18 protein-coding genes and 2 pseudogenes are annotated in these 22,911 nt (G+C 69.5%); 11 read left to right on the top strand and 9 right to left on the bottom strand.

The annotated features are described in order from the left end of the window. Positions 1 to 72: 72 nt before the first annotated feature. Together MU852_RS04565 and MU852_RS04570 are read right to left on the bottom strand one after the other, a co-directional pair. Entirely contained in the window at positions 73 to 762 is a 690-nt protein-coding gene (locus MU852_RS04565) for a substrate binding domain-containing protein (protein WP_249751857.1), read from the bottom strand. Beyond that, on the bottom strand, positions 645 to 986 hold the full coding sequence (locus tag MU852_RS04570) for a helix-turn-helix domain-containing protein (protein WP_347342369.1): 342 nt from the start codon (positions 984 to 986) through the stop codon (positions 645 to 647). Before MU852_RS04570 ends, MU852_RS04565 begins: the two co-directional genes overlap by 118 nt. A gap of 83 nt (positions 987 to 1,069) precedes the next feature. On the opposite strand from MU852_RS04570, the gene MU852_RS04575 reads away from it, so the two are divergent. The 5 genes from MU852_RS04575 to MU852_RS17710 all read left to right on the top strand — a co-directional run bounded on the left by MU852_RS04575 (position 1,070) and on the right by MU852_RS17710 (position 6,797). Continuing rightward, complete coding sequence (locus MU852_RS04575) at positions 1,070 to 3,202, top strand: malate synthase G (RefSeq protein WP_249751209.1); 2,133 nt, start codon at positions 1,070 to 1,072, stop codon at positions 3,200 to 3,202. A 50-nt stretch (positions 3,203 to 3,252) separates the two neighbouring features. Beyond that, positions 3,253 to 4,167 (top strand): HpcH/HpaI aldolase/citrate lyase family protein, encoded by a 915-nt coding sequence (locus tag MU852_RS04580; RefSeq protein ID WP_249751210.1) that lies wholly within the window; start codon positions 3,253 to 3,255, stop codon positions 4,165 to 4,167. Positions 4,168 to 4,260: 93 nt separating this feature from the next. Further along, on the top strand, positions 4,261 to 5,301 hold the full coding sequence (locus MU852_RS04585; RefSeq protein ID WP_249751211.1) for a LacI family DNA-binding transcriptional regulator: 1,041 nt from the start codon (positions 4,261 to 4,263) through the stop codon (positions 5,299 to 5,301). A 150-nt stretch (positions 5,302 to 5,451) separates the two neighbouring features. After that, a complete protein-coding gene (locus MU852_RS04590) occupies positions 5,452 to 6,441 on the top strand; it encodes a glycoside hydrolase family 30 protein (RefSeq protein WP_347342338.1) in 990 nt (329 codons plus the stop codon). Further along, on the top strand, positions 6,441 to 6,797 hold the full coding sequence (locus MU852_RS17710; RefSeq protein ID WP_347342339.1) for a glycoside hydrolase family 30 beta sandwich domain-containing protein: 357 nt from the start codon (positions 6,441 to 6,443) through the stop codon (positions 6,795 to 6,797). The genes MU852_RS04590 and MU852_RS17710 overlap by 1 nt, the downstream gene beginning before the upstream one ends. Here the strand turns inward: MU852_RS17710 and MU852_RS04595 are convergent. The 4 genes from MU852_RS04595 to MU852_RS04615 form a co-directional block, all read right to left on the bottom strand. Then, a complete protein-coding gene (locus tag MU852_RS04595) occupies positions 6,770 to 8,299 on the bottom strand; it encodes a tryptophan halogenase family protein (RefSeq protein ID WP_249751212.1) in 1,530 nt (509 codons plus the stop codon). The genes MU852_RS17710 and MU852_RS04595 overlap by 28 nt on opposite strands. A 32-nt stretch (positions 8,300 to 8,331) precedes the next feature. Continuing rightward, complete coding sequence (locus MU852_RS04600; protein WP_347342370.1) at positions 8,332 to 9,846, bottom strand: glycoside hydrolase family 3 protein; 1,515 nt, start codon at positions 9,844 to 9,846, stop codon at positions 8,332 to 8,334. A gap of 518 nt (positions 9,847 to 10,364) precedes the next feature. Beyond that, entirely contained in the window at positions 10,365 to 13,271 is a 2,907-nt protein-coding gene (locus tag MU852_RS04610) for a TonB-dependent receptor (protein WP_430641189.1), read from the bottom strand. A gap of 219 nt (positions 13,272 to 13,490) precedes the next feature. Then, positions 13,491 to 14,477 (bottom strand): LysR family transcriptional regulator, encoded by a 987-nt coding sequence (locus MU852_RS04615; protein ID WP_249751214.1) that lies wholly within the window; start codon positions 14,475 to 14,477, stop codon positions 13,491 to 13,493. Between the two features lie 178 nt (positions 14,478 to 14,655). Between MU852_RS04615 and MU852_RS04620 the strand changes: the two genes are divergently transcribed. The 4 genes and pseudogenes from MU852_RS04620 (at position 14,656) to MU852_RS04635 (ending at position 19,062) form a co-directional block, all read left to right on the top strand. Beyond that, on the top strand, positions 14,656 to 16,674 hold the full coding sequence (locus MU852_RS04620) for a TonB-dependent receptor domain-containing protein (protein ID WP_249751215.1): 2,019 nt from the start codon (positions 14,656 to 14,658) through the stop codon (positions 16,672 to 16,674). Positions 16,675 to 16,697: 23 nt separating this feature from the next. Further along, positions 16,698 to 18,107, top strand: a complete 1,410-nt coding sequence (locus MU852_RS04625; protein WP_249751216.1) for a YncE family protein — start codon at positions 16,698 to 16,700, stop codon at positions 18,105 to 18,107. A 7-nt stretch (positions 18,108 to 18,114) separates the two neighbouring features. Further along, complete coding sequence (locus MU852_RS04630; protein WP_249751217.1) at positions 18,115 to 18,549, top strand: transcriptional repressor; 435 nt, start codon at positions 18,115 to 18,117, stop codon at positions 18,547 to 18,549. A gap of 196 nt (positions 18,550 to 18,745) precedes the next feature. Then, a pseudogene (locus tag MU852_RS04635) lies at positions 18,746 to 19,062 on the top strand (MerC domain-containing protein). 52 nt (positions 19,063 to 19,114) lie between these two features. Here MU852_RS04635 and MU852_RS04640 read toward each other — a convergent pair. Both MU852_RS04640 and MU852_RS04645 read right to left on the bottom strand, forming a co-directional pair. After that, complete coding sequence (locus MU852_RS04640; protein WP_249751218.1) at positions 19,115 to 19,870, bottom strand: class I SAM-dependent methyltransferase; 756 nt, start codon at positions 19,868 to 19,870, stop codon at positions 19,115 to 19,117. Between the two features lie 5 nt (positions 19,871 to 19,875). Next, entirely contained in the window at positions 19,876 to 20,148 is a 273-nt protein-coding gene (locus MU852_RS04645) for a helix-turn-helix domain-containing protein (RefSeq protein ID WP_249751219.1), read from the bottom strand. A 106-nt stretch (positions 20,149 to 20,254) separates the two neighbouring features. On the opposite strand from MU852_RS04645, the pseudogene MU852_RS04650 reads away from it, so the two are divergent. Together MU852_RS04650 and MU852_RS17715 are read left to right on the top strand one after the other, a co-directional pair. Then, positions 20,255 to 21,625, top strand: a pseudogene (locus MU852_RS04650) (TonB-dependent receptor domain-containing protein); the annotation flags it as partial. Between the two features lie 86 nt (positions 21,626 to 21,711). After that, the gene (locus tag MU852_RS17715; protein WP_347342340.1) at positions 21,712 to 22,311 is read left to right on the top strand and encodes a TonB-dependent receptor domain-containing protein; all 600 of its coding nucleotides are present in this window, start codon (positions 21,712 to 21,714) and stop codon (positions 22,309 to 22,311) included. A 55-nt stretch (positions 22,312 to 22,366) separates the two neighbouring features. Here MU852_RS17715 and MU852_RS04655 read toward each other — a convergent pair whose 3' ends face one another. Beyond that, the gene (locus tag MU852_RS04655) at positions 22,367 to 22,891 is read right to left on the bottom strand and encodes a flavin reductase family protein (protein WP_249751220.1); all 525 of its coding nucleotides are present in this window, start codon (positions 22,889 to 22,891) and stop codon (positions 22,367 to 22,369) included. Positions 22,892 to 22,911 lie beyond the last annotated feature (20 nt).

A 22,911-nucleotide genomic window follows, 5' to 3' on the forward strand; every position in this document is an offset into this window, starting at 1 on the left:
GTTTTGGGCGTGTCTAGCAGTCCTGTGGCCGCCGACGAAAGCTGGACGCCAGGAAATTCGCCCCGACCGGCGTCATTCGGCGCGATCTTCCCAAGGCGGATGATCGCCGTAGAGGTCCGCCAGATAGGCGACGAAGGCGACGACCGAGGCCGGGACCAGGTCTGAACGCGGATGCACGGCGTAAAGCCCCACCGACTGCGCGCCCTGGTGATCGGGCAGCACGACCCGCAGACGGCCCGCCGCCAGATCCTGGTGAATGTCCCAGGTCGAACGCAGCGCGATGCCCGCGCCGGCGACGGCCAGTTCGCGCACCACCTCGCTGGAGTTGGTGGCCACCCGGCTGTCTACCGTGACCGACACCGCGCCGTTCGGCCCCTGCAGCCGCCACGGCGACTGGCCCGCCGCCGCCAGAAGCCGGTGGCCTGACAAATCCCGCAACGTCCGGGGCTCGCCGTGTTCCACGATATAGGCGGGGCTGGCGCACAGCACCCGCCGATTGGACGCCAGCCGCACCCCGACCATGGAGGCCTCCACCCGCTGGCCGATGCGGATCGCCAGGTCATAGCGTTCGCCCACCAGATCGACATAGGCGTCCGACAGGTCCAGCCGCAGCGCCACCTTGGGATGACGATCCAGAAACCCCTTCAGATAGGGCGCGACGTGCATCCGCCCGAACGAGGTCGGCGCGGTGATCCGTAAGGGTCCCGCCGCCGTCCGGGCGCCGCCCGCGACCAGCGCCTCGGCCTCGCGCGAGGCCGCCAGTATCTCCACCACGCGGCGATAGAAGGCCGCCCCCGCCTCGGTGGGCTCTGGCGGCGGGTGGTGCGGTTCAGCAGCCGGACGCCCAGCCGGTCCTCCAGCCGCGCCAGCCGACGCGACGCCATCGCCGGCGACAGGCGCATCGCCCGCGCCGCGGCCGACAGGCTGCCGTGCTCCACCACGGCGGCGAACAGGGCGTATTCGTCATCCATGACTGATCTTTGCATGATCCGCACGACAGATCATCCATCTTTGCGTCTGGCGTGCGGGCCGCAACCCCTTAGGATGGGTCGTGAAAGTGAGGACGCCCATGAGCACCGTCGATCGCGCCGGCCTGTCCGTGGCCCGGGACCTGGCCGCCTTCGTGGAAACCGAGGCCCTGCCCGGCCTGGGGCTGCAGGCGGACGCCTTCTGGCGCGGCTTCGCCGTCCTGCTGGACCGGTTCACGCCCGAGAACCTGGCCCTGCTGGCCGAGCGCGACCGCATGCAGGCGCGGATCGACGCCTGGCACGACGCCCGCCCCGGCGCCGTGGAGGGCGCCTCCTACACCGACTTCCTGACCGAGATGGGCTATCTGGTTCCCGAACCCGCGCCGTTCCAGGTCGAAAGCGAAAGGGTGGACGCCGAACTGATCGCGGCGGGGCCGCAACTGGTCGTGCCGGTGCTGAACGCCCGCTTCCTGCTGAACGCCGCCAACGCCCGCTGGGGCAGCCTGTATGACGCCCTGTACGGCACGGACGCCATTTCGCCGGTCCCGGCGGCGGGCGGCGGCTACGACCCCGCGCGCGGGGGCAAGGTCATCGCTTGGGCCAAGGCCTTCCTGGACCAGGCCGTTCCGCTGGCCGAAGGCTCACACGCCGAGGCGTCAGGCTGGTCGGTCCGTGACGGCGCCCTGTCGCCGGCGCTGGCGGATCCGGCCGCCTTCGTGGGCTATCGCGGCGACCCGGCGGCGCCGGAGGCGGTGCTGCTGCGCCACCACGGCCTGCACATCGAACTGGTCATCGACCGCGCCCACCCGATCGGGGCGACCGATCCGGCGGGCTTGGCCGACGTGGTGCTGGAATCGGCCCTGTCCACCATCGTCGACCTGGAGGATTCGGTCGCGGCCGTGGACGCCGCCGACAAGGTCGCGGCCTATCGCAACTGGCTGGGCCTGATGAAGGGCGACCTGTCGGCCGACTTCGACAAGGGCGGCCGGACCCTGACCCGCCGCCTGGCCGAGGACCGCGCCTATGTCGCACCGGACGGCGCGCCCCTCGCCCTGCCCGGCCGCAGCCTGCTGTTCGTGCGCAACGTCGGCCACCTGATGACCACGCCCGCCATCCGCCTGCCCGATGGGTCCGAGGCGCCCGAGGGTCTGGTCGACGCCGTCCTGACCACCCTGATCGCCAAGCACGACCTGGACGGCGCCGGCCGTTTCCGCAACAGCCGCGAGGGCTCGGTCTATATCGTCAAGCCCAAGATGCACGGGCCGGCCGAGGCCGCCTTCACGAACCGCGTCTTCGATGCGGTCGAGGACCTGCTGGGCCTGGCGCGCCACACGATCAAGATCGGGGTGATGGACGAGGAACGCCGCACCTCGGCCAATCTGGCCGCCGTGATGGCCGCGGTCCGGGGCCGGATCGTCTTCGTCAACACCGGCTTCCTGGACCGCACGGGCGACGAGATCCACACCTCCATGCGCGCCGGGCCGATGGTGCGAAAGGCCGAGATGAAGGCCTCGGCCTGGATCCAGGCCTATGAGGCCCGCAACGTCGCCATCGCCCTGGCCGCCGGAATGGCGGGGCGCGGCCAGATCGGCAAGGGGATGTGGGCGGCGCCCGACCGCATGGCCGCCATGCTGAAGGAAAAGATCGCCCACCCCCAGGCCGGGGCCAACACCGCCTGGACGCCCAGCCCGACCGCCGCGACCCTGCACGCGGTCCACTATCACCAGGTCGACGTCGCCGCCCGCCAGCGCGAACTGGCGGGCCAGGCGCCGCCGCCGTTGTCCGATCTGCTGACGATCCCGCTGGCCACCAACACCAACTGGTCGCCCGACGAGGTCGCGCGCGAACTGGACAACAACTGCCAGGGCATACTGGGCTATGTCGTGCGCTGGATCGACCAGGGCGTCGGCTGCTCCAAGGTGCCCGACATCGACGACGTGGGCCTGATGGAGGATCGGGCGACGTTGCGGATATCGGCGCAGCACCTGGCCAACTGGCTGATGCACGGCGTCTGCACGGCCGAGCAGGTGGACGACGCCCTGATCCGCATGGCCGCCAAGGTCGACGCCCAGAACGCCCGCGACCCCGCCTATCGACCGATGGCGCCGTCCCCCGACGACAGCCTGGCCTTCCAGGCCGCGCGCGCCCTGATCTTCGAGGGCGCGGCCCAACCCAACGGCTACACCGAGCCGCTGCTGCACGCCTTCCGCGCCAGGGCCAAGGCGGCGCGCTGAAGGCCGTGCTAGACAGGCGGCGGAATCGTCCGTCGCCTGAGGCCGCTCTCATGTCCGCTCCTGTCCGCCTGAACCGGTCCCAGTTGTCGGTCCCCGCCGCTTCGATGCGCTTCATCGAAAAGGCGGCGACCAGCGATGCGGACGTGGTCTTCCTGGACCTGGAGGATTCGGTCGCCGACGCCGACAAGGCCCAGGCCCGCGCCAACGCCGCCCGCGCCCCGTCGATGTTCGACTGGGGCTCAAAGACCCTGTCGATCCGCGTAAACGCCTGGGACACGCCCTGGACCTTTCGCGACGTGGTCGCCGTGCTGGAGGGCGAAGGCGACCGGCTGGACCTGTTGATGCTGCCCAAGGTCCATCGCCCCGCCGATGTCCACGCCCTGGACGCCCTGGTCGCCCAGGTCGAGCGCGAACAGGACCGCGCCAAGCCCGTCGGCCTGGAGCTGATCATCGAGAGCGCCCAGGGGATCGCGAACGTCGACGCCATCGCCGCCGCCTCGCCGCGTGTCGAGGCCCTGCACTACGGCCCCGGGGACTACGCCGCCTCGACCGGCGCCCGCACCACCGCGATCGGCGAACAGGACCCGGCCTACCCGGGCGACCTGTGGCACTATCCGATGTCGCGCATCCTGGTCGCCGCGCGCGCCAACGGCCTGCGCGCCCTGGACGGCCCGTGGTCGCGCCACGCCGACCTGGATGGTCTTCAGGCCGCCGCCCGCCGCACCGCCGCGATGGGTTTCGACGGCAAATGGGCCATTCACCCCGGCCAGATCGAGACCATCAACGCCGTCTTCACCCCCCCGGAAGGCGAGGTCGCCCAGGCGCGCCGCATCCTGGCCGCGATGGACGAGGCGGCGGGCCAGGGGCGCGGCGCCGCCACGCTGGACGGCCGCATGATCGACGTCGCCTCGATCCGCCAAGCTCGAGGCCTGGTGGCCAAGGCCGAACGCATCGCCGGCCGCTGATCGCCCCATCCCTGGATCGGGCGCGAACGGTCGGAGAGGTGGACGAACCGCGGCCGTTTCCTCCATAGAAGGGCCGCGCTTCGCGGGATAAGAATGCAGGCTCGCCGACCGACCATCGATGACGTGGCGCGCCATAGCGGCGTAGGGCGCACGACGGTGTCCCGCGTGCTCAACGACGGGCCGAACGTCCGCCCCGAGGTCCGCGATCGCGTCTGGGCCTCGGTCCGGTCGCTGAACTACTCCGTCAACCCGCAGGCGCGCAGCCTGGCCAGCGGCAGCAGCGGTCTGATCGCTCTGGTGTTCGCCTCCGACTTCGATGCGCAACCCAACTCGTTCTACGCGTCGGCGCTGGAGTTGGGCGCGCTGCGCGAGTGCCTGGTCCAGGGGCGTCATCTCCTGACGCACCACGTGCCGCAGCACAGCCCCGACTGGAAGCGGCAGGTGCTGGAGCTGATCCGCACCCAGCGCTGCCAGGGCGTGGTGCTGACGCCGCCGTTCTCTGACGACCCTGATCTGGTGAAGGCCGCGACCGCTCAATGCGCCGTCGCCCTGATCTCGCCCTCGCCGTCGACCCGCGGCCTGGCCGACGGCGTCGGCGTGGACGATGAGGCGGGCGGTTACGACGTGGCCCGCCACCTGCTCGGCCTGGGTCACAGAAACCTGGCCTACATCACGGGCCTTGAGAGCCACCTCTCAGCCGCCCGTCGTCTCGAAGGGCTGCGCCGCGCGGTGAAGAGCCAAGGCCTGGACCCGGCGTCCGTCCGCGTGCTGGGCGGCGACTTCACCTTCCGCTCCGGGGTCGAACATACGCGACGGCTGCTCGGCGAAAGGAGCCCGCCCACCGCCATCATCTGCGCCAACGACGACACCGCCGCCGGCGCCCTGTCGGTCGCGCACGGCCTGCACCTGTCGGTGCCGGACGAACTTTCCATCACGGGGTTCGACGACACGCCGATGTCGGAAATCGTCTGGCCCCCGCTGACGACCGTGCACCAGCCGTTGAAGGACATGGCTGGAGCGGCGGTGAGCGCGATCGCCCGGCGACTGGCGGGGGAAGAGGACGGCCCCCGCTTCGAGACCCTGCCCCACAGGGTGATCGCCCGCGAGTCCAGCGGACCGCCCGGCGCGCCTTGACTCGATAACCAGGACTGCGATGCTGGAAGCGCTTCCATAACAATGACCGGCCGGCAGGCGGGCAGGAGGAAATCCATGCGACGGACGAGAACAATCCTCGGGATCCTGGCGGCCGCGACTGTGGCGGCCGCGATCCTTGAGACGCCAGCCTTGGCGCAGACGCCCGTGCGCCACTGGGTCACGACCGGCGACCAGAGCCGGCTCCTGAGCGAGCAGACCCCGTTCGTGCTTCGACGGGACGGGCGCGACGCCCCGGGGATCGTGGTCACGCCGGACGATCGCAAGCAGTCCATGGTCGGCTTCGGCGCCTCCATCACCGACGCCTCGGCCTATTTGATCCAGACCCGCCTGACGCCCGCGGCGCGCGACGCGCTGCTTCGAACCCTTTTCGGGCGCGACGGCGAAGGACTGGGCTTCAGCTTCACGCGGGTGACGGTCGGCGCCTCGGATTTCTCGCTCGACCACTACAGCCTGGCCGACGCGCCCGACCCCACACTGGCGGGGTTTTCGACGCGCCGCATGGAAGAGCATGTCTTCCCGACGGTGCGCGCCGCGATGGCGATCAATCCGGACCTCAAGGTCATGGCCTCGCCGTGGAGCGCGCCCGGCTGGATGAAGACCACCGGCAGCCTGATCCAGGGCACGCTGAAGCCCGAACACTATACGACCTACGCCGACTACTGGCTGCGTTACATCCGATCCGCGGCCGACAACGGCGTGCCGACCGACTACCTCAGCATCCAGAACGAGCCGGACTTCGAGCCGGACAGCTATCCCGGCATGCGATGGCCGGCGACGCAGCGCGCGGTCTTCATCGGCCGCCACCTGGGGCCGGCCCTGGCCCAGGCCGGGATCGACGCCAGGATCCTGGACTGGGACCACAACTGGGACCAGCCCCAGCAGCCGCTGGGCGTGCTGGCCGACGACACGGCGCGCCGTTACGTCTCGGGCGTCGCCTGGCATTGCTACGCCGGCGACGTCGCCGCTCAGGACCAGGTCCGACGCGTCCATCCCGACAAGGACGTCTTCTTCACCGAATGCTCAGGCGGCGACTGGGCCGCCGATTTCGGAGACTCCTTCGGCTGGACGATGAAGACGCTGATCATCGGTTCGACGCGCAACTGGGGCGCGGCGTCCTGATGTGGAATCTCGCGCTGGACGAGAACCATGGACCGCACGCCGGCGGATGCGGCGACTGCCGGGGCGTCGTGACGATCGACAGCCGCACGGGCGCGGTGACGCCGAACCAGGAATACTACGCCTTCGGCCACGCCAGCCGCTTCGTGCGGCCCGGGGCCGTGCGGGTCGGGTCCAGCCAGATCGAAGGCGTCTCTAGCGTCGCCTTCGTCAACCCCGACGGCCAGCGCGTGCTGGTGCTGTACAACGAGCGCGCCGAGCCCGCTCCGCTGACGGTGGGCGAGGAAGGCTGGCGCGGCGAGACGGTTCTGCCGGCCCGCAGCGCGGCCACCTATGTCTGGGAAGCGCCGGCCGCCTGACCCTGCGGCGCCTGGACGATCCGGGCCACATAGTCGGGGTGCGGCGGCATCCTGGCGACGCACTTGCCGACGACGCTGCGGATGTCGCCCAGATAGCGGTCGATCGCCGCCTCGTCGGTCACGTCGACCAGGGGATCGGGATGGCGCGGCGTGATCCCCTGCCCCAGGAAGACCTGGATCCAGCTCTCCTCGGTGAACAGTTCGTCGTCCTCGCGGAACACACGGCCGTTGGCGCGGAACAGGTCGATCTTGCGCTGGAGGGTGTCGGGCACGGGCATGTCCCGGCAGTGGCGCCAGAAGGGCGTGTCGTCCCGCTCGGTCGCCTTGTAGTGCAGGATGATGAAATCCCGCACCCGCTCGTATTCGAAGTCGGTCTGGCGGTTGAACTCGTCGATGTTGGCGGGGTCGAACCCGGCGTCGGGCATCAGCCGCACCAGACGGATCAGCGACGACTGGATCAGGTGCAGGCTGGTGGACTCCAGCGGCTCCAGGAACCCCGCCGCCAGACCGACCGCGACGCAGTTCCGGTTCCATATCCGGCGCCGCTTGCCAGTGACGAACCGTATGCGGTTGGGTTCGGCCAGCTGCGCCCCATCCAGATTGGCCAGCAGGACCCGTTCGGCCTCGGCCTCGTCCATGTGCCGGCTCGAGAAGACGTGGCCATTGCCGGTGCGGTGCTGCAGCGGAATGCGCCACTGCCATCCGGCGTCCCGCGCCGTGGCCCGCGTGTAGGGGGTGAACGGCTCGGTGCGGGCGCAGGGCACGGCGATGGCCCGGTCGCACGGCAGCCATTGCGTCCAGGCTTCGTAGCCGGTCTTCATGGCCTCCTCGATGATCAGGCCGCGGAAGCCCGAGCAATCGACGAACAGGTCGGCGGCGATGACCTCGCCGTCTTCCAGGGTGACGGACTCGACGAAGCCGTCCTCGGCTCGCAGCTGGACGGCGCAGACCTTGCCCTCGCGCCGCACGACGCCGGCCGCCTCGGACATCTGTCGCAGGTAGCGGGCGTAGAGCCCGGCGTCGAACTGGAAGGCGTAGGTGATCTGGCCCAGCGGGGACGACCTCATCTTGGGGTCGGGCCGCATGAAGCGGTTCTCCAGCGCGGCCGCCGCATTGATGGAATAGGCGCCAAGGTCGCCCGCGCCGCCGCTCTCCCGCATCTTCAGCCAGTATTGGTGGCAGCGCAGCCAGCCCAGGTCCCGTCCGATCACGCCGAAGGCGTGCATGTAGCGATCGCCCTTGCGCAACCAATCGACGAACTGGATGCCCAACTTGAAGCTGCCCTGGGTCCGACGGATGAAGTCGTTCTCATCCAGTCCGATCAGCTCGTTGAACTTCCTGATCGCCGGGATGGTGGCCTCCCCGACGCCGATGGTTCCGATGGCGTCCGACTCCACCAGCGTGATGTCGTACCGGCCCCGGAACAGTTTCGAGAACAGGGCGGCCGTCATCCAGCCGGCGGACCCGCCCCCGACGATGAGGATCCTCTTCAGTTGGCGCACGCCTTCCTCCCTGGAGGGTCTTGTTGTGCTGCTTAGTCGCAGGTTCCCGGCGTCGCGGGCAAGGGAAGTTCGCCGGTGCGCGCGGGCCGCGCGTAGCTGAGGCCGTAACCGCGTGGGAACTGCACCACGTCGCCCGCCCCCTCGCCCGTGCTGCAGGCCGATCCGGGCCACGCGAAAGACAGCCGTCCCGTGAAGTCGAAACGGCCGCCCAGCAGCACGTCCGCCAGCCCCGCGCCTTCCGTGCCCGGCAGGAAGGCGGCGACGAAGGCGTCCGACAGGTTGATCAGGTCGTTGGCGTAGGCGGGGCGCCCGGAATAGAGCACCGACACCACCGGCACGCCCTTGCCCGATACGGCGCGAAGGGCCGCCAGGTCGCGCGGATGCAGGCGGCTGTGCTGGACCGGCGTGGGGAAGCGGACGTCGCCGTTGTATTCCGCGTAAGGCGTCTCCCCCAGCACCACCACGACCTTGGAGAAGGCGCTCATGTCCACGCCTGAGCCGTCGGGCGAATAGACCACGTTCTCCGCGCCCAACTGGGACTTCAGCGCGCCCAGCAGCGTCGATCCGGTCGCGAAGTCGGCGTTGGAGTTTTCCGTCCCCTGCCACGTCAGGGACCAGCCGCCGGTCTGGTTCGACAGGCTGTCGGCGCTGTCGCCAACCACCAACACCTTGCCCGCGCCTCGCGCCAGCGGCAGGGCCTTGTCCTCGTTCTTCAGCAGCACGACCGACTTGCGGACCGCTTCACGGGCCAGTTCCGCCGCGTCGATCGCCTCCGCGCGGCCGTTGAAGCGACTGTCAGACGGGGCGCGGTCGAACAGGCCGGAGCGCAGCTTCACCCGCAGGATGCGCGTCACGGCGTCGTCGATGCGCGACACGGGAATGCGGCCGGCCTCCACGTCCTGGGTGGTGTTCTGGATGAAGGCGCGCCAGTCCTCGGGGACCATCACCATGTCGACGCCGGCGTTGATCGCCTGGGGACAGTGCGACTTGGTGCAGCCGGGGACCTGCTCGATGCCGTTCCAGTCCGAAACGACGAAGCCGTCGAAGCCGAGGCGGTCCTTCAGCACGTCGGTCAGCATCTCGCGGCTGCCGTGCATCTTGCCGTAGTCGCGCCCGGCCTGGACGTCGTTCCAGCTGCTGTAGGAGGCCATGACGGTCTGCACGCCGGCGTTCAGCGCGGTGTAGTAGCCGGCGCCATGCCGGGTGATCATCTCGGCGCGGGTCGCGCGGGTCTCGCCCTGGTCGACGCCGTTGTAGGTGCCGCCGTCGCCCATGTAGTGCTTGGCGGTGGCGACCACGTCCCCGTCGCCGGTCAGCCGCCCCTGAAGTCCGCGGACCAGCGCCTCGCCGTATTCGGCGACCAGTTGCGGATCGCTGGAATAGCTTTCGTAGGTCCGGCCCCATCGGCGGTTCTCGCCGACCGCCAGGGTGGGCGCGAAAACCCAGGTGATGCCCGTGGCGCGCACCTGGCGGGCCGTCGCCCGTCCGATCCGCTCGATCAGCGCGGGATCGTGCGCGGCGCCCAGGCCGATGTTGTGCGGAAACAGGGTGGCCCGAGACGTTGTTGTGGCCGTGAACGGCGTCCGTGCCCCAGATCAGGGGAATGGGCGTGGCCATGTCGGTCGCCAGCGCCGCATCGTGGAAACGGTCCGACAGGGCCGCCCACTCGGCGACCGTCGCGTGCTTGTTCATCCCGGGCCAGGCGCCGCCGCCGTTCAGCACTGATCCGATGTAGTACTGACGGACCTCGTCGGGCGTGATGTAGCGCACGTCCGGCTGGGTGATCTGGCCGATCTTCTGCGCCAGGGTCATGCCCGCCACGATCCGGGCGATGCGGGCCTCCATCGCGGCGTCCGGCGCGGGCGCCCGAAGCGCGGGCCAGTCCGAGCCGTCTATCGGACCCGCGACGTCCGTCATGGGCGCGACGGCGCAGCCGGCCAGCAGCAGCAGGGGAAGCAGCGTCGTCTTGTGGAAGGTCATGCGCCGAATCTCTTCGTTTCTGGATAAAAGAAGACGGGCGGGACGACGGGCGTCCCGCCCAGGCCAGAGCGGGGGAAGACGCGCCCTAGAACCGGTAGTTGACGCCGAACAGGAACTGCCGGCCGTACTCTTCGTAGGTTTCCGGCAATGCGCCGCCGTCCGCCGTGGTGACGCCGCCGCCGTCGATGCCGATCCGCGTGCGATAGGGCGAGTTCGTCAGGTTGTTGACCTGGAACAGTAGGCCCAGTCCCTCCAGCGGCCCCTCCTCGAAGGTGTAGCCGATCTGGGCGTCGATCTGCTCGTCGTCGAGAATTTCCGTGTAGCCGCGCGTGGCGAACAACTGGACCACTTCGCCCTTGAACGCCTCGCGGAACCGCTTGGAGATGCGGGCCTGGAAGCCGTTCCTCTCGTAGTAGCCGGTGATGTTGTAGACCGTGCCCGACAGGCCCGGGATGCGCACCGTCTGTCCGTCCGGGGCCGGATTCAGGTCCGACTCCGTAAAGGAGATGCTGCCCAGCACGCCCAGGCCGTCCAGCGGCTCCCACACCGTGCCGAAGTTCAGCGCCCCGCTGATCTCCAGTCCCTGCACCGTGCCGCCGTCGCCGTTGGCCGGCAGGCTGATCTGCCCGATGGGACTGATGATCGCGCCCGTCTCCAGGATGGCGGATGCGGTGGACGGCAAGGGAATGCCGGTGAAGTCGAACGTGCCGTTCTGGACGTAGATGTAGCTTTCCAGATCCTTGTAGAAGCCCGCGATCGACAGATAGGTCGTGGCGTCCACGTACCACTCATAGGCCAAGTCGAAGGCGTTCGCCCGCCACGGCTCAAGCTCCGGATTGCCGCCCGAGGCCGACCACGGATTGACCACCTGCCCCGGCTGGCAGCTCTGCCCGGTGCAGACCAGGGAGTTGAAGCCCGGCGTGACATTGGCCCGCATCTCGTCCATGCGCGGCCGCGCCATGGTGCGAGAGGCGGCGAACCGAATGCGCTGTCCGCGGCCCAGGTCGTAGATCAGGTTCAGGCTGGGCAGGATGTCGAGATAATCCGCCCCCTTCGTCACCGAGGTTGGCACGATCGGCTGTCCCGCCTCCGTGCCATTGATGACGACGCCGGTGGACTCCTGGTGTTGGCCCACGAACTGCATGCCGACGTTGCCGCGCCAGTTCCCGCCCTCGAAGTCCAGCTTGACGAAGGCGGTCGTGACCTCTTCCTCGATGTCCCAGTTCTTGTCGTAGAAGTTGGCGTCCAGGATCGGCGCCCGGTCGTAATAGACGTCCAGCGCGCGCTCCAGATCGATCGACAGCACCTCGCCGAAGCCGGCCCAGTCCAGCGAGGTCGGCTTCACCAGATATTGCGGATCGACCAGCACCTGCTGACGTCCGTTCTTCAGGAACAGGTCGAAGTCGTCGACCCGCTTGGACTTGTCGCGGTTGGCCCAGTTCACCCCGTAGGTGAGGGTGTGGAAGAAGCCGTCCATCGTCGTCTCGCCCTTGACGTCGAAGGCAAGGATGCTCTCTTCGACATCCGGGAAGCGAATGGCGCCATCGTGCGCCCAGCCGCCCCACGGCGCGCGGTCGCCCAGCGTCACCTGGGAGGCGTCGGCGTAGTCCAGTCCTTCCGAATAGGTCGGATAGCCGTCGTCGTTGATGACGAAGTCGATCACGTCATAGGTGCGGCCGACGTCCGGCGTCGCCCCCGACACGCCGCCCACGCCCTGGCCGTAGCCGGCGTAGGTCTCGAGGATCTGCTCGGTCCGCTGATTGGTCGAATACGACAGGTCGGCGACGATCCGTGTCCGGTCGCTCAGCTGGTATTCGGTGTTCAGGCCGGCCGAGAAAATCTCGTCCTGGCGGGTATTGTAGTCGTTGCGGATGATCGGGACGGCGTTGTGGTGCGTGCCGCTGCGCGCGATCAGAGACCCGCCGACATCCTCAGCGACGACATCGGTGAAATAGGCGCCGTCCGCCCAGCCGTTGGAGAACCACTGCGCGCCGCGCGTCGTCTCTTCCTGGTCGAACTTGGAATAATAGAGGTCCAGGACCGACCGCAGCCGGTCGTTCGGCCGCCACTCGATGATGCCGATGGCCGCATCACGCTGATTCAGACGCGAGGTGGCGAAGATTTCCTGCCCGTTCACGATCAGGGCGGCGTCGGCCGCGTCCGGCGTCACCGTATTGGGCGAACAGGGCGCCACGTCGTCGGGATTGGGCTGGCACACGCCGCCGAAGGCCTCGTAGTTGTAGGCCTTGAAGTGCTGGTTCTGGGACGGGGAATCCAGGTGAGCGTAGCCGAAGGCCACGCCCAGGGTGTCGTCCATGAACTGGTCGATATAGCTGATCGAGAAACGGCCGCCGTAGTTGCGCATGTCGTCGTTCAGCGCGTCGCCCTCGGTCATCTCGCCGCGCAGGTTCATCGCCAGGGCGCGGTCGCCGAACTCCAGCGGACGCACGGTGCGCAGGTCCGCCGTGCCCGACAGGCCCATGCCCGAAATCTCGGCGTCCGGCGACTTGTAGATCACCACGCCGGACAGCAGTTCCGACGGATACTGGTCGAACTCCACCGCCCGGTTGTCGCCCGAACTGGCCTGCTGGCGACCGTTCAGCAGGGTGGTGGTGAAGTCCGGCGCCAGGCCGCGAATGGAAATGACCTGGGCGCGTCCGTTGACCCGCTGCGCCGCGAGCCCGGGCAGGCGCGCAATCGACTCCGCGATCGAAACGTCCGGCAGCTTGCCGATGTCCTCGGCCGACACCGCCTCGACGATCGAGGTCTCGTTCCGCTTGGTGGCGATCGAATCCGCCAGGCCCCGCCGCAGGCCGGTGACTACGATCTCTTCGACCTCGGTCGGCTGGCTGGCGTCCGCCGGCTCCGTCGCCTGCTGGGCCAGGGCGGCCCCCGGCAGCCCCGCCGCCAGCGCCAGAAGAGACGCGGTCAACCGCAGTCGCGACCTTCCCTTCGAACGTGTTTCATCAAAGCCAGCGAATGCGCTGCCCATGGCTCTCCCCTTCCGTTCCCTCGACACGCCTTGGCGGCATGCCCCTATTTCATTGGCGCTGTTGGAAGCGCTTCCATAACCCTATCGCATCTTGGAGGAACTGCAAGTCCAATGGCGGTGTCTCAGCGGGCCTGCCGATCTGGATGGGAGGTCAGGACGGCGCCAGTGCGGTCACGGGCAAAGCGGCGTCCAGCGGACAGGGTCCCAGAGGCGATCCGCTCACCGCGCCGTTGCGGCCAGCAGACCGATCGGGGGCGGCGTGGCCGGCATCCTTGGCGGCCGGACGACCGCTTGGCGCTTCCGTTCTTCGAAGGCGGCGACGGAGTCCGCCATCTCCTCGGCCAGCCATTGCGTGGCGCCGTCGGCGAGGGACCGATCATGCCACGCGACATAATAGTCGAAGGTCGGCAGCGGGATCGGCGGCTCGAAGGTGTCCAGGTCGTAAACCCGGGCGAAGTGACGCGCCGCCTTCGACGGCAGGATGGCCAGGGCGTCGGTGTCGGCCACCATGAAGGGCACGCTGGCGAAGCTCGGGGCCGCCATCAGCACCTTCCGGCCCTGGCCTTCGCCGGCCAGGTGCTCCAGGGGATCGCTGAAGCCGTCGCCGACCAGGGCCGTGACATGCGGCCAGTCGAACAGATTGTCCGGCGTCAGCGCGACAGCCGAGGCGGGGTGCCCGCGTCGCATCAGGCCCAGGCGGCTTTCGGTGAACAGCTTGCGGAAGCGGACGCCGTTGCCCTCGGGCGGATAGCCGATGACGACGAGGTCCAGCCGCCCCTCGGCCAGCCGGCGCAGGCTGTTGGCGGACAGGGCCTCGATCTCCATCGAGGCGCCGGGCGCCGCCTCGGCCAGGGCCGGAGCCACGGGCCGGATCACGCTGAGGATGCCGAAGTCCGTGGAGGCGATGCGGAAGGTGCGGTCCAGGCTGGCGGGATCGAACGCCGCCGGCCGCAACATGGCCTCCCCCTGGCTCAGCCAGCCCTTCAGCGGACCCGCCAGCGCCTCGGCCCGCGGCGTCAGGACCATGCCGCCGCGCCCGCGCACCAGCAGCGGATCGTCCAGCTGGTCCCGCAGGCGCGCCAGGATGCGGCTCATCGCGGGCTGGCTGACGCCCAGACGGTCGGCCGCGCGCGAGACGCTCCTGGTCTCCAGCAGGATTTCCAGGCTGGACAGCAGGCGCAGGTCCAGGCGGCGCGCGAGGTGCAAGGCGGTGGTCTCCATTATGTGACGCGCGCATGAGCCTCATGCCGAGGTCGTCATGGCCCGTTCTGCGAATGACTATTAGATGCGCCCGGCTCCGCTTTCAAAGGCGGAGCCTGACCGATCTCGGCGGCGGATCGACGCAGGTCGAACGCTGTCGCGCCGTCTTCACCAGGGGAGCTTCATGCCTGTCTTCACGACCCGACCGCGTGTCCTGAGCGCCGTCCTTCTCGCCACCACCGCCCTGTGCGCTTCGGGCGCCCGGGCCCAGAACACGGTCCAGAACACGGTCCAGGCCACGGCGCCGTCGGAACTGGAGGAAGTGGTGGTCACCGCCGCCGGGCGCGAGCAGCAGGTCAAGGACGCGCCGGCCTCCATCAGCGTCATCACGCGCGAAACCCTGGAGCGCAGCCCCTACACCCAGATCACCGACGTGCTGCTGGACGTGCCCGGCGTCACCGTGACGCCTGGCGAGGGCAACAGCCGCGACATCTCCATCCGCGGCCTGGGCAGCGCCTACACCCTGATCCTGGTGGACGGGAAGCGCCTGAACTCGCGCGAGTCGCGCACCAACGGCGGCAACATCGCCGAAAGCGGCCTGCTGCCGCCGGTTGAGATGATCGAGCGCATCGAGGTGGTGCGCGGCCCGATGTCGTCCCTCTACGGCTCCGACGCGATGGGCGGGGTGATCAACGTCATCACCCGCCGCATCGGCGACGAATGGACCGGCAGCGTCCGCGTCAACGGCACGGCGCAGACGGACGGCGACTACGGCGACTATTACGACGCCAGCGTGTACGCCAGCGGGCCGCTGATCGCCGACACCCTGGGCCTGCAGCTGTCGGCGTCGATGAACCGCCGCGCCGAGGACGACATCCTGACCGCCTCGCCCGAGCGCAAGGACGACAGCCTGTCCGCCAAGCTGGGCTGGAGCCTGAACCCGAACCACGACCTGCTGTTCGAGGCCGCCTACTACGATCAGGAGTCCATCCAGACGGCGGGCCGCACCACCGAGATCACCGAAGACGCGCCGGAAGGCACGAAATCGATCCAGAGCCAGGAGCGCTTCGTCTATTCGATCAACCACTCGGGCGTCTGGGGCCGCTCCACGTCCCAGTCCTTCGTCCAGTTCGAGGACGCGACCCGCAAGGAAACCGACGTCAACATCAAGAACACGGTCGCCCAGACGGCCTGGATCGTGCCGATCGGCGCGCACATCCTGAACATCGGGGCCTACTACAACTTCGCCGACCTGTATGCGCCCAGCGGCAACGGCCTGACCGTCGACGGCAATGTCCGCGACGCGGCCGACCGGACCCAATGGGCCCTGTTCGCCGAAGACGAATGGAGCCTGACCTCCCGCTTCGCCCTGACCGCCGGCGTGCGCCTGGATGACCACGACCTCTATGGCTCGCAGGTCTCGCCGCGCCTGTACGGCGTGTGGAAGCCCACGGACGGCCTGATCGTCAAGGGCGGCGTCTCGACCGGTTTTCGCGCGCCCGACATCCGCCAGACCCTGGCCGACTGGGGCCAGAACAGCCGGGGCGGCACCATCTACGGCAACCCGGACCTGGAGGCCGAGACCTCGCTGACCTACGAGGGCAGCGTCATCTATACGGTCTCGCCGCGCGTCGAGATCGGGCTGACGGCCTACCAGACCGACTTCAAGGACAAGATCCTGCGCGTCACCTGCCTGGAGGCCCAGGCCTGGTGCGTTGACGAGCCGCTGAGCTCCATCGGCCGCCCGCCCACGACCTACGTCAACATCGACGACGCGCGCATCCAGGGACTTGAGGCGACGCTGGACGCCCGCCTCACCGACAGCATGACGCTGAAGGCCACCGGCACCCTGACCGATTCCGAACAGCTGACGGGCGCCCAGGCCGGGGCGTCGCTGAACCAGACGCCGGAATCGCAGGGCAGCGTCGCCCTGACCTTCCGCCCGCGCCACGCCCGGGTCAGCGGCTTCATCCGCGCCATCTACTACGGCCAGGAACTGCAATCGACGGTGCAGCCCAGCGGGTCGAACATCCTGGCCCCGGCCTACACCACCGTCGACGTCGGCGGCTCCTACAGGCTCGACGACAAGGTGACGCTGCGTGCGGGCATCCAGAACCTCTTCAACCACGAGATGACCTACGAGGAATACGGCTACGTCAACGACAAGGCCCGTGTCTGGGCCGGTCTGACCGCCCGCTTCTGATCCAGGCCGAAGGAACCATGACCATGATCCGCGACATCGCCGCTTCCGCCGCCGTCCTGGCGCTTCTGGGCGCCGCCCTGCCCGCCTCTTCCGCCCTGGCCCAGTCGGCCGCGGCCTTTCCCGCGCCGGCCAAGACCTTCGAGGGCCGGGTCGGGTTCGCCGCCGCGACGCGGGGCCAGCCCATCCTGCCCGGCGCCGAAGTGACGGCCACGGGCCAGGGCTTCGCGCCCGGCCAGACCGTGCGGCTGCTGCACGGAACCACGCCCCTGACGCCCGACCTGACCGCCGACGCCGAGGGCGGCTTCGAGGCCCGCTTCCGCCTGCCCGCCGACGCGGCCGTGGGCGTCCACCCGCTGGTGGTCGTGTCGCCCGCCCCCTACGCCGCCGTCGTGGCCGAGCTGAAGGTGTCGCCGGCCATCCCGGCCTCGGGCGAGGACCGCTACGACATCCTGCGCGGCGCGGCGACGCGCGGCCTCTATCAGTCGGCCTACAGCGCCAAGAACGACGCGATCTTCGTCACCTCGGCCGTGGGCCGCCCGCCGGTGCGCCAGTCCGAGCTGCTGCGCATGGACGCCGACACCCTGGCCATCGAGGCGCGCATGACGCCGGCCCCGGCGCCGGCGCGCGTCGGACGCGACGGCGCGCCCGCCGACGGCGGCCTGTTCGCGGTGTATGGCGTCGGCGTGGACGACGCGCACGACACCGTCTGGGTGACGCAGAGCCGCCAGAACACCGTGGCGGTCTATCGCCAGTCCGACCTGTCCCTGGTGCGCCAGTTCGATCCGGGCACGGTCAACCACGCCCGCGACGTCGTCGTGGACCAGGCCCTGAACAAGGCCTACGCCAGCGCCACCTTCGAGCCGGAAGTCGTCGTCTTCGACACCGCCCGGCCCGAGGTCGCCCGCCGCATCGCCATCGCCTCGACCGTGCGCGGCGAGCGGTTCTCGGCCGCCAGCCTGTCGCTGAACGCCGAGGCGCACCGCCTCTATGTCGTCAGCAACAGCACCAACGAGGTCGCCGTCATCGACACCCGCACGGACGCGGTGCTGAAGGTCCTGCCCGTCCCCGGCGCCCGCAGCGCCATCGGCGTGTCGCACGATCCCCGGACCGGCCGGATCTTCGTGGCCGCGCAGGGGTCCGACAATGTGGTGATCCTGGACGGCGAGACCGGCGCCGTGGTCGCCGACACGCCGGTCGGCGCCGGCGCCCTGAACGTCGTCTTCGATCCGGTCAGCCGCCAGGCCTTCGTGGCCAATCGCGGCTCCAGCACGATCGCGGTCGTCGATGCGGACGGCCGGCTGCTGGCCAGTCTGGATGGCGCGCCCCAGGCCAATCACGTCGCGACCGACGGCCGGGGGGTGATCTATGCGGTGACCAAGGGCGGCGAACAGGACGACGCCAACACCGTCTGGCGCATCACGCCGCGCCGCTGAGGCCGGCATGACGGCGTCCTCGGCCGAGAGGCTGGCCGGCGTGCTGAAGGCGCGCGGTCACCTGGTGAACCCGGAGCGCGCCGCCGTGCTCCGGGCCTTCGCCGCCGCGGATCGGCCGGTTCACGCCGAGCAACTGTGGCTCGACGCGCGCCGGCATGGTCCCGTTTCCCGCGCCACGGTCTCGCGCACGCTGAACCTGCTGCGCGACGCCGGCGTGGCGGAGTTGTCGGCGCGGGACGGCCGCCGACATTATTTCAGCCTGAAGGGCGCCGCGCGCCGCATCACCCTGGTCGACGCCAGCGCCGGCGCCGTCCGCCAGATCGAGGCTCCGGACGCCCTGGACGCGCTTCACGCCGCCCTGACCCGGGCCGGCTTCGCCCTGGCCGAAGGCGTCGAGGTGCGGGTCACGCCCCTGCCCGCCCGGCCGGACCTTCAGGCCTGAACACGGGGGAGCGGCGTCGCAAGAGACGCCGCCCTTGCCCTCGACCGTGCGGCGCACAGACGCATCAATTTCACGACCTGGGGGCTGGCCTCAGCTTCATGTGTTATTATATAACGTTTCTACAGAAACGGAGAGGCGGCACATGGCGATGCAAAGAGCGGGCGATGCGATGGGGGTTACCCTGTCGGGACTGTGCATGATCCATTGTCTGGCCCTGCCGCTGTTGGTCAGCCTGTTTCCGCTGGCGGGCGCCTGGCCGAGGCGGCGTGGGTGCACTGGCTGTTCGCCGGCATGGCCGGACCGTTGGCCGCCTATGTGCTGAGCCTGCCCGATGCGGAGGGCCGGCGGAACTGGTCCCTGATCGGGGCCGGCGCGCTGGGCGTTGCGCTGCTGTTTCTCGCCGCGGCCGAGTTCCCGAGCCACGAGGCCGAGACGCCGATGACGATCGCGGGCGGCCTGATCCTGGCCAGCGCCCATATCGTCAACTGGCGCAAGCGAAGCCACGCCCACTGATCGGCTATGGCGCCCGCCGCAAACAGGCGCTTGAACCGGAGGGGCGGCGGGTTCAGGCCACCGCCGCCCGGATCACCCAGTCGGCGCCGCTTCGAAGACCGTCCTCGCGCCGGCACAGGGTCAGGCCCTCGGCGCGCAGGCGTTCGATCGACTGGCCCAGCCGCTCCGCCAAGCCCTGGTCGGCGATCCGGGGCAGGCGACGCCGCGCCATGTCGAGTTGGCCGTTCACCCAGGACTCCCGATAGCGGTTGGGAAACCGTCGCGCCGAGGTCACCGTGAACCCCGCCTCCGTCAGGCTGTTGACCGCCCATTCCGCCGGATATTCGCGATAGGGCGTCTCATCGGCCAGCGTCAGGCAGACATCGCGCATCCGCCCAATGGCCCGCACCATGCGATCGGCCTCGGTGTCGACCGGGCCGACGACATAGGGGTCCAGACCGACCACATAGAGGACGCCGCCGACATGGGGCTTCAGCCGCCGGAACAGCTGCGCCTGGAAATAGGGCGAAAAGCCCTCCACCGCCCCCAGCAGATAGTCGGCCAGGACCGTGTCGAACCGGTCCCCGGCCAGCAGTCCTTCGTCGGTCCAGTTCCCGACCACCAACCGGTCCTGCGGGCGTAGGGCCGCGCCGGCCCGATCCCGCACCTGGGCCGCATGGCCGGCCGATCCGGTCACGCCGACCCAGCGCTCGGTCTTGAGCGCCGTGCTCCACAGGCTGGAGTTCACGCCCGTGCCGGCGTCCAGGAAGCCGCCCCAGGGCGTGCGTCCCTGCAGCGCCTCGACATGTCCGAACAGCGCGGAGGCCATGCCGCTCAGGCGGCCTGTTCGAACGGCGGCCGAGCGGGCTCCAGCGCGCGCGTGCGGCACTCCAGCCGCGCGTCCATGCCCGCCAGCAGGCGGGCCGCCGCCTTGAGCGTCATGTGCTCGGGCCGGCTCAGCCAGTAGTGCACCCGCTCTCGCTGCAGACCCATGCGACGGGCCAGCTCGGCCTGGGTCAGCCCCTCCTCGTCCCGACGCCGCGCGAAGGCGCGATGCACCTCCCTCCAGATCTCTTCCTGAAGGTCCCGTGCGACATCCTGCCCCATCCCAGATCGGCTCATTCCTTCGGTCACGCCCTTGAGTAACGATACGGTATAACATAGCCAAAAGCCCTCTTTCGAAAACGGGGGTGCGACAATGCGTTCCAAGACCATGCTTCTATCCGCCGCGGCAGCGGCCGCTGTCGCCACCGGCGTTCAGGCCAAGACAGCCTATCAGTCCGGACCGGGCGTCCCGCAGTTGCAGGAGGTGGTGGTCACCGCCGATCCCCTGGGACGGTCGCGCGACGCCGTCGTCTCCAACGTCGCGGTGCTGGCCGGCGACGACCTGGTCCATCGCCGCGAGGCGACCCTGGGCGACACGCTGAATGGCCTGCCGGGGGTCAGTTCCGACACCTTCGGCGGCGGCGCCAGCCGGCCCGTGATCCGGGGCCAGACCGCCCCGCGCGTCAAGGTGCTGACGGACGGTTCGGCCCTGATGGACGCCTCGGAGGTGTCGCCCGATCACGCGGTGGGCGGCGAGCCCCTGCTGCTGGACCGGGTGGAGATCCTGCGGGGTCCCAGCGCCCTTCTCTATGGCGGCGGCGCCATCGGCGGCGCGGTCAACCTGATCGACAAGAAGGTGCCGACTGCCGTGCCGGCGAACGGCGGCGAAGGGGTCGCCGAGGTGCGTCTCGGCTCGGCCGACAACGAGGAGGCGGCGGTCGCGGGCCTGACCGCCGGCGGAAACGGCTTCGCCGTGCGGGTCGAGGCCGCCACGCGCAGCACCGACGACTACGAGATCCCGGACGGTGACGAGGACGTGCTGGACGGCTCGTTCAATAGCTCGTCCACCGGCACGCTGGGCCTGTCGTGGATCGGCTCGCGCGGCTACCTGGGCGCGGCCTTCACCGAACAGCGCAGCGAATATGGACTGCCGGGCCACAGTCATGAGTACGAGGACTGCCATCCGCACGGCTCCAGCCTGCACTGCGGCGGCCATGACCATGACGAGGACGACCATGACCACGATCACGACCATGACCACGAGCATGAACACGAACACGTGCCGACCGTCGACCTGGTGAGCCGACGCGTCGACGTACGCGGCGAGTTGCGCGATCCCTTCGCGGGCGTGGAGCGCATCCGTTTCCGCGGCGGCTACACCGACTACCAGCACGACGAGATCGACGACGGGACGGTCGCCACCACCTTCTCCAACACCGGCTACGACGCGCGCCTGGAGGTGCAGCACGCGCCCGTCGCCGGCTTGCGCGGCGTGATCGGCGGCCAGGTCTCGCGCAGCGACTTCGCCGCCGACGGCCTGGAATCGTTCGTCCAGCCCAGCGAGACCGAGACGGCCGCCGTGTTTCTGCTGGAGACCTACGATCTGGGCGACTGGAACCTGGAGGGCGCGCTCAGGCAGGAATGGCAGACCTCACGCGTTCCGGGCGGAACGCCGGCCAGCCGCTACCCGGAACGCGACTTCCAGCCCTTCTCCGCCTCGGTCGGCGCCAGCTGGCGTTTCGCGCCCGACTACGCCCTGTCCCTGTCGGTCGCCCGCTCCCAGCGGTCCCCGAACGTCCAGGAGCTCTACGCCGGGGGGTGCACCTGGCGACCAACACCTATGAGATGGGATCGGCCGATCTGGACGAGGAAACGGTCGTCTCGGCCGAACTGGGGATCAAGAAGACGCGCGGCGACACCACCTTCGCCGCCAGCGCCTATCGCTACGCCTATGACGGCTACATCTACGCCGACACGCTGGACCAGTTCGAGGACTTCCGCCTGATCCAGTACACCCAGGCGGACGCGACCTTCACCGGCGTCGAGGGCGAAGCGACCCATCGCTTCGCGCCGGGCCTGTCGGCCACCGTGTTCGGCGACTACGTCCAGGCGGAGTTGGATGACGGCGGCGACCTGCCCCGCATCCCGGCGGCCCGCCTCGGCGCCCGCGGCGATCTTGTCCAGGGCCCCTGGTCCGGCTCGCTGGAATACATCCGCGTCTTCGAACAGGATCGGATCGCCGACTATGAGACGACGACGCCGGGCTACGACATGGTCAACGCCACGGCGGCCTACGACTTCGACCTGGGGCCGGTCGGCGCCCAGGTCTATGTGCGCGGAACCAACCTGCTGGACGAACGGGCGCTGAACCACGCCTCCTTCATCAGCACCCTGGCGCCGCTGCGCGGCCGCAACTTCGTCCTGGGCCTGCGCGCGCGGTTCTGAGGCGCAAGGCGGAGGCGACAGGATCGCCTCCGCCGACCGCCCGGACGCCCTGCGTTCAGGACGCCTGAGGCGACGACGTCACCGCGGCGGCGCTCGCTCGTCGGAGCGGCGTGATCGTGTGGAAATCGCTGGAATGGAAGATCAGCGGCAGCACGCCGTCGGCGGCGGCGGACCGGTGGAGCCGAAGGAGGACGATGTCGTGGTCGCCCGCCTCGATCTCCTTGTCGATCGAGCATTCCAGCCAGGCCGTCGCGCTCGCCAGAAACAGGGCGCCGCTGGCCCCCGCCTCATAATCCAGGCCTCCGCGCTGCGCCAGTTGGCGCGCCGCCACGGCGTGGCTGTCGCCGAGAAAGGAAATGCCGAGGCGTTCGCGCGTACGCAGTCGCCGCCAGGTCCAGGAGCCGTGCTTGACGCACACCGACACCAGGGGCGGATCGAGCGAGACCGCGACGAAGGCGCTGGCGGTCATGCCGAGCGGTTGATCGTCATCCATGGCGCACAGGGCGGTGACGCCGGTCGGGAACCGCCCGAACAGCCGACGCAGATCGGTCTGTTCGGTGATGTCGCTGAGGGGGGTCATGTGCGGGACCTCGTTGCGCG

Origin of the sequence: Brevundimonas albigilva (assembly GCF_023503965.1) — a bacterium.
GTDB lineage: Bacteria > Pseudomonadota > Alphaproteobacteria > Caulobacterales > Caulobacteraceae > Brevundimonas > Brevundimonas albigilva.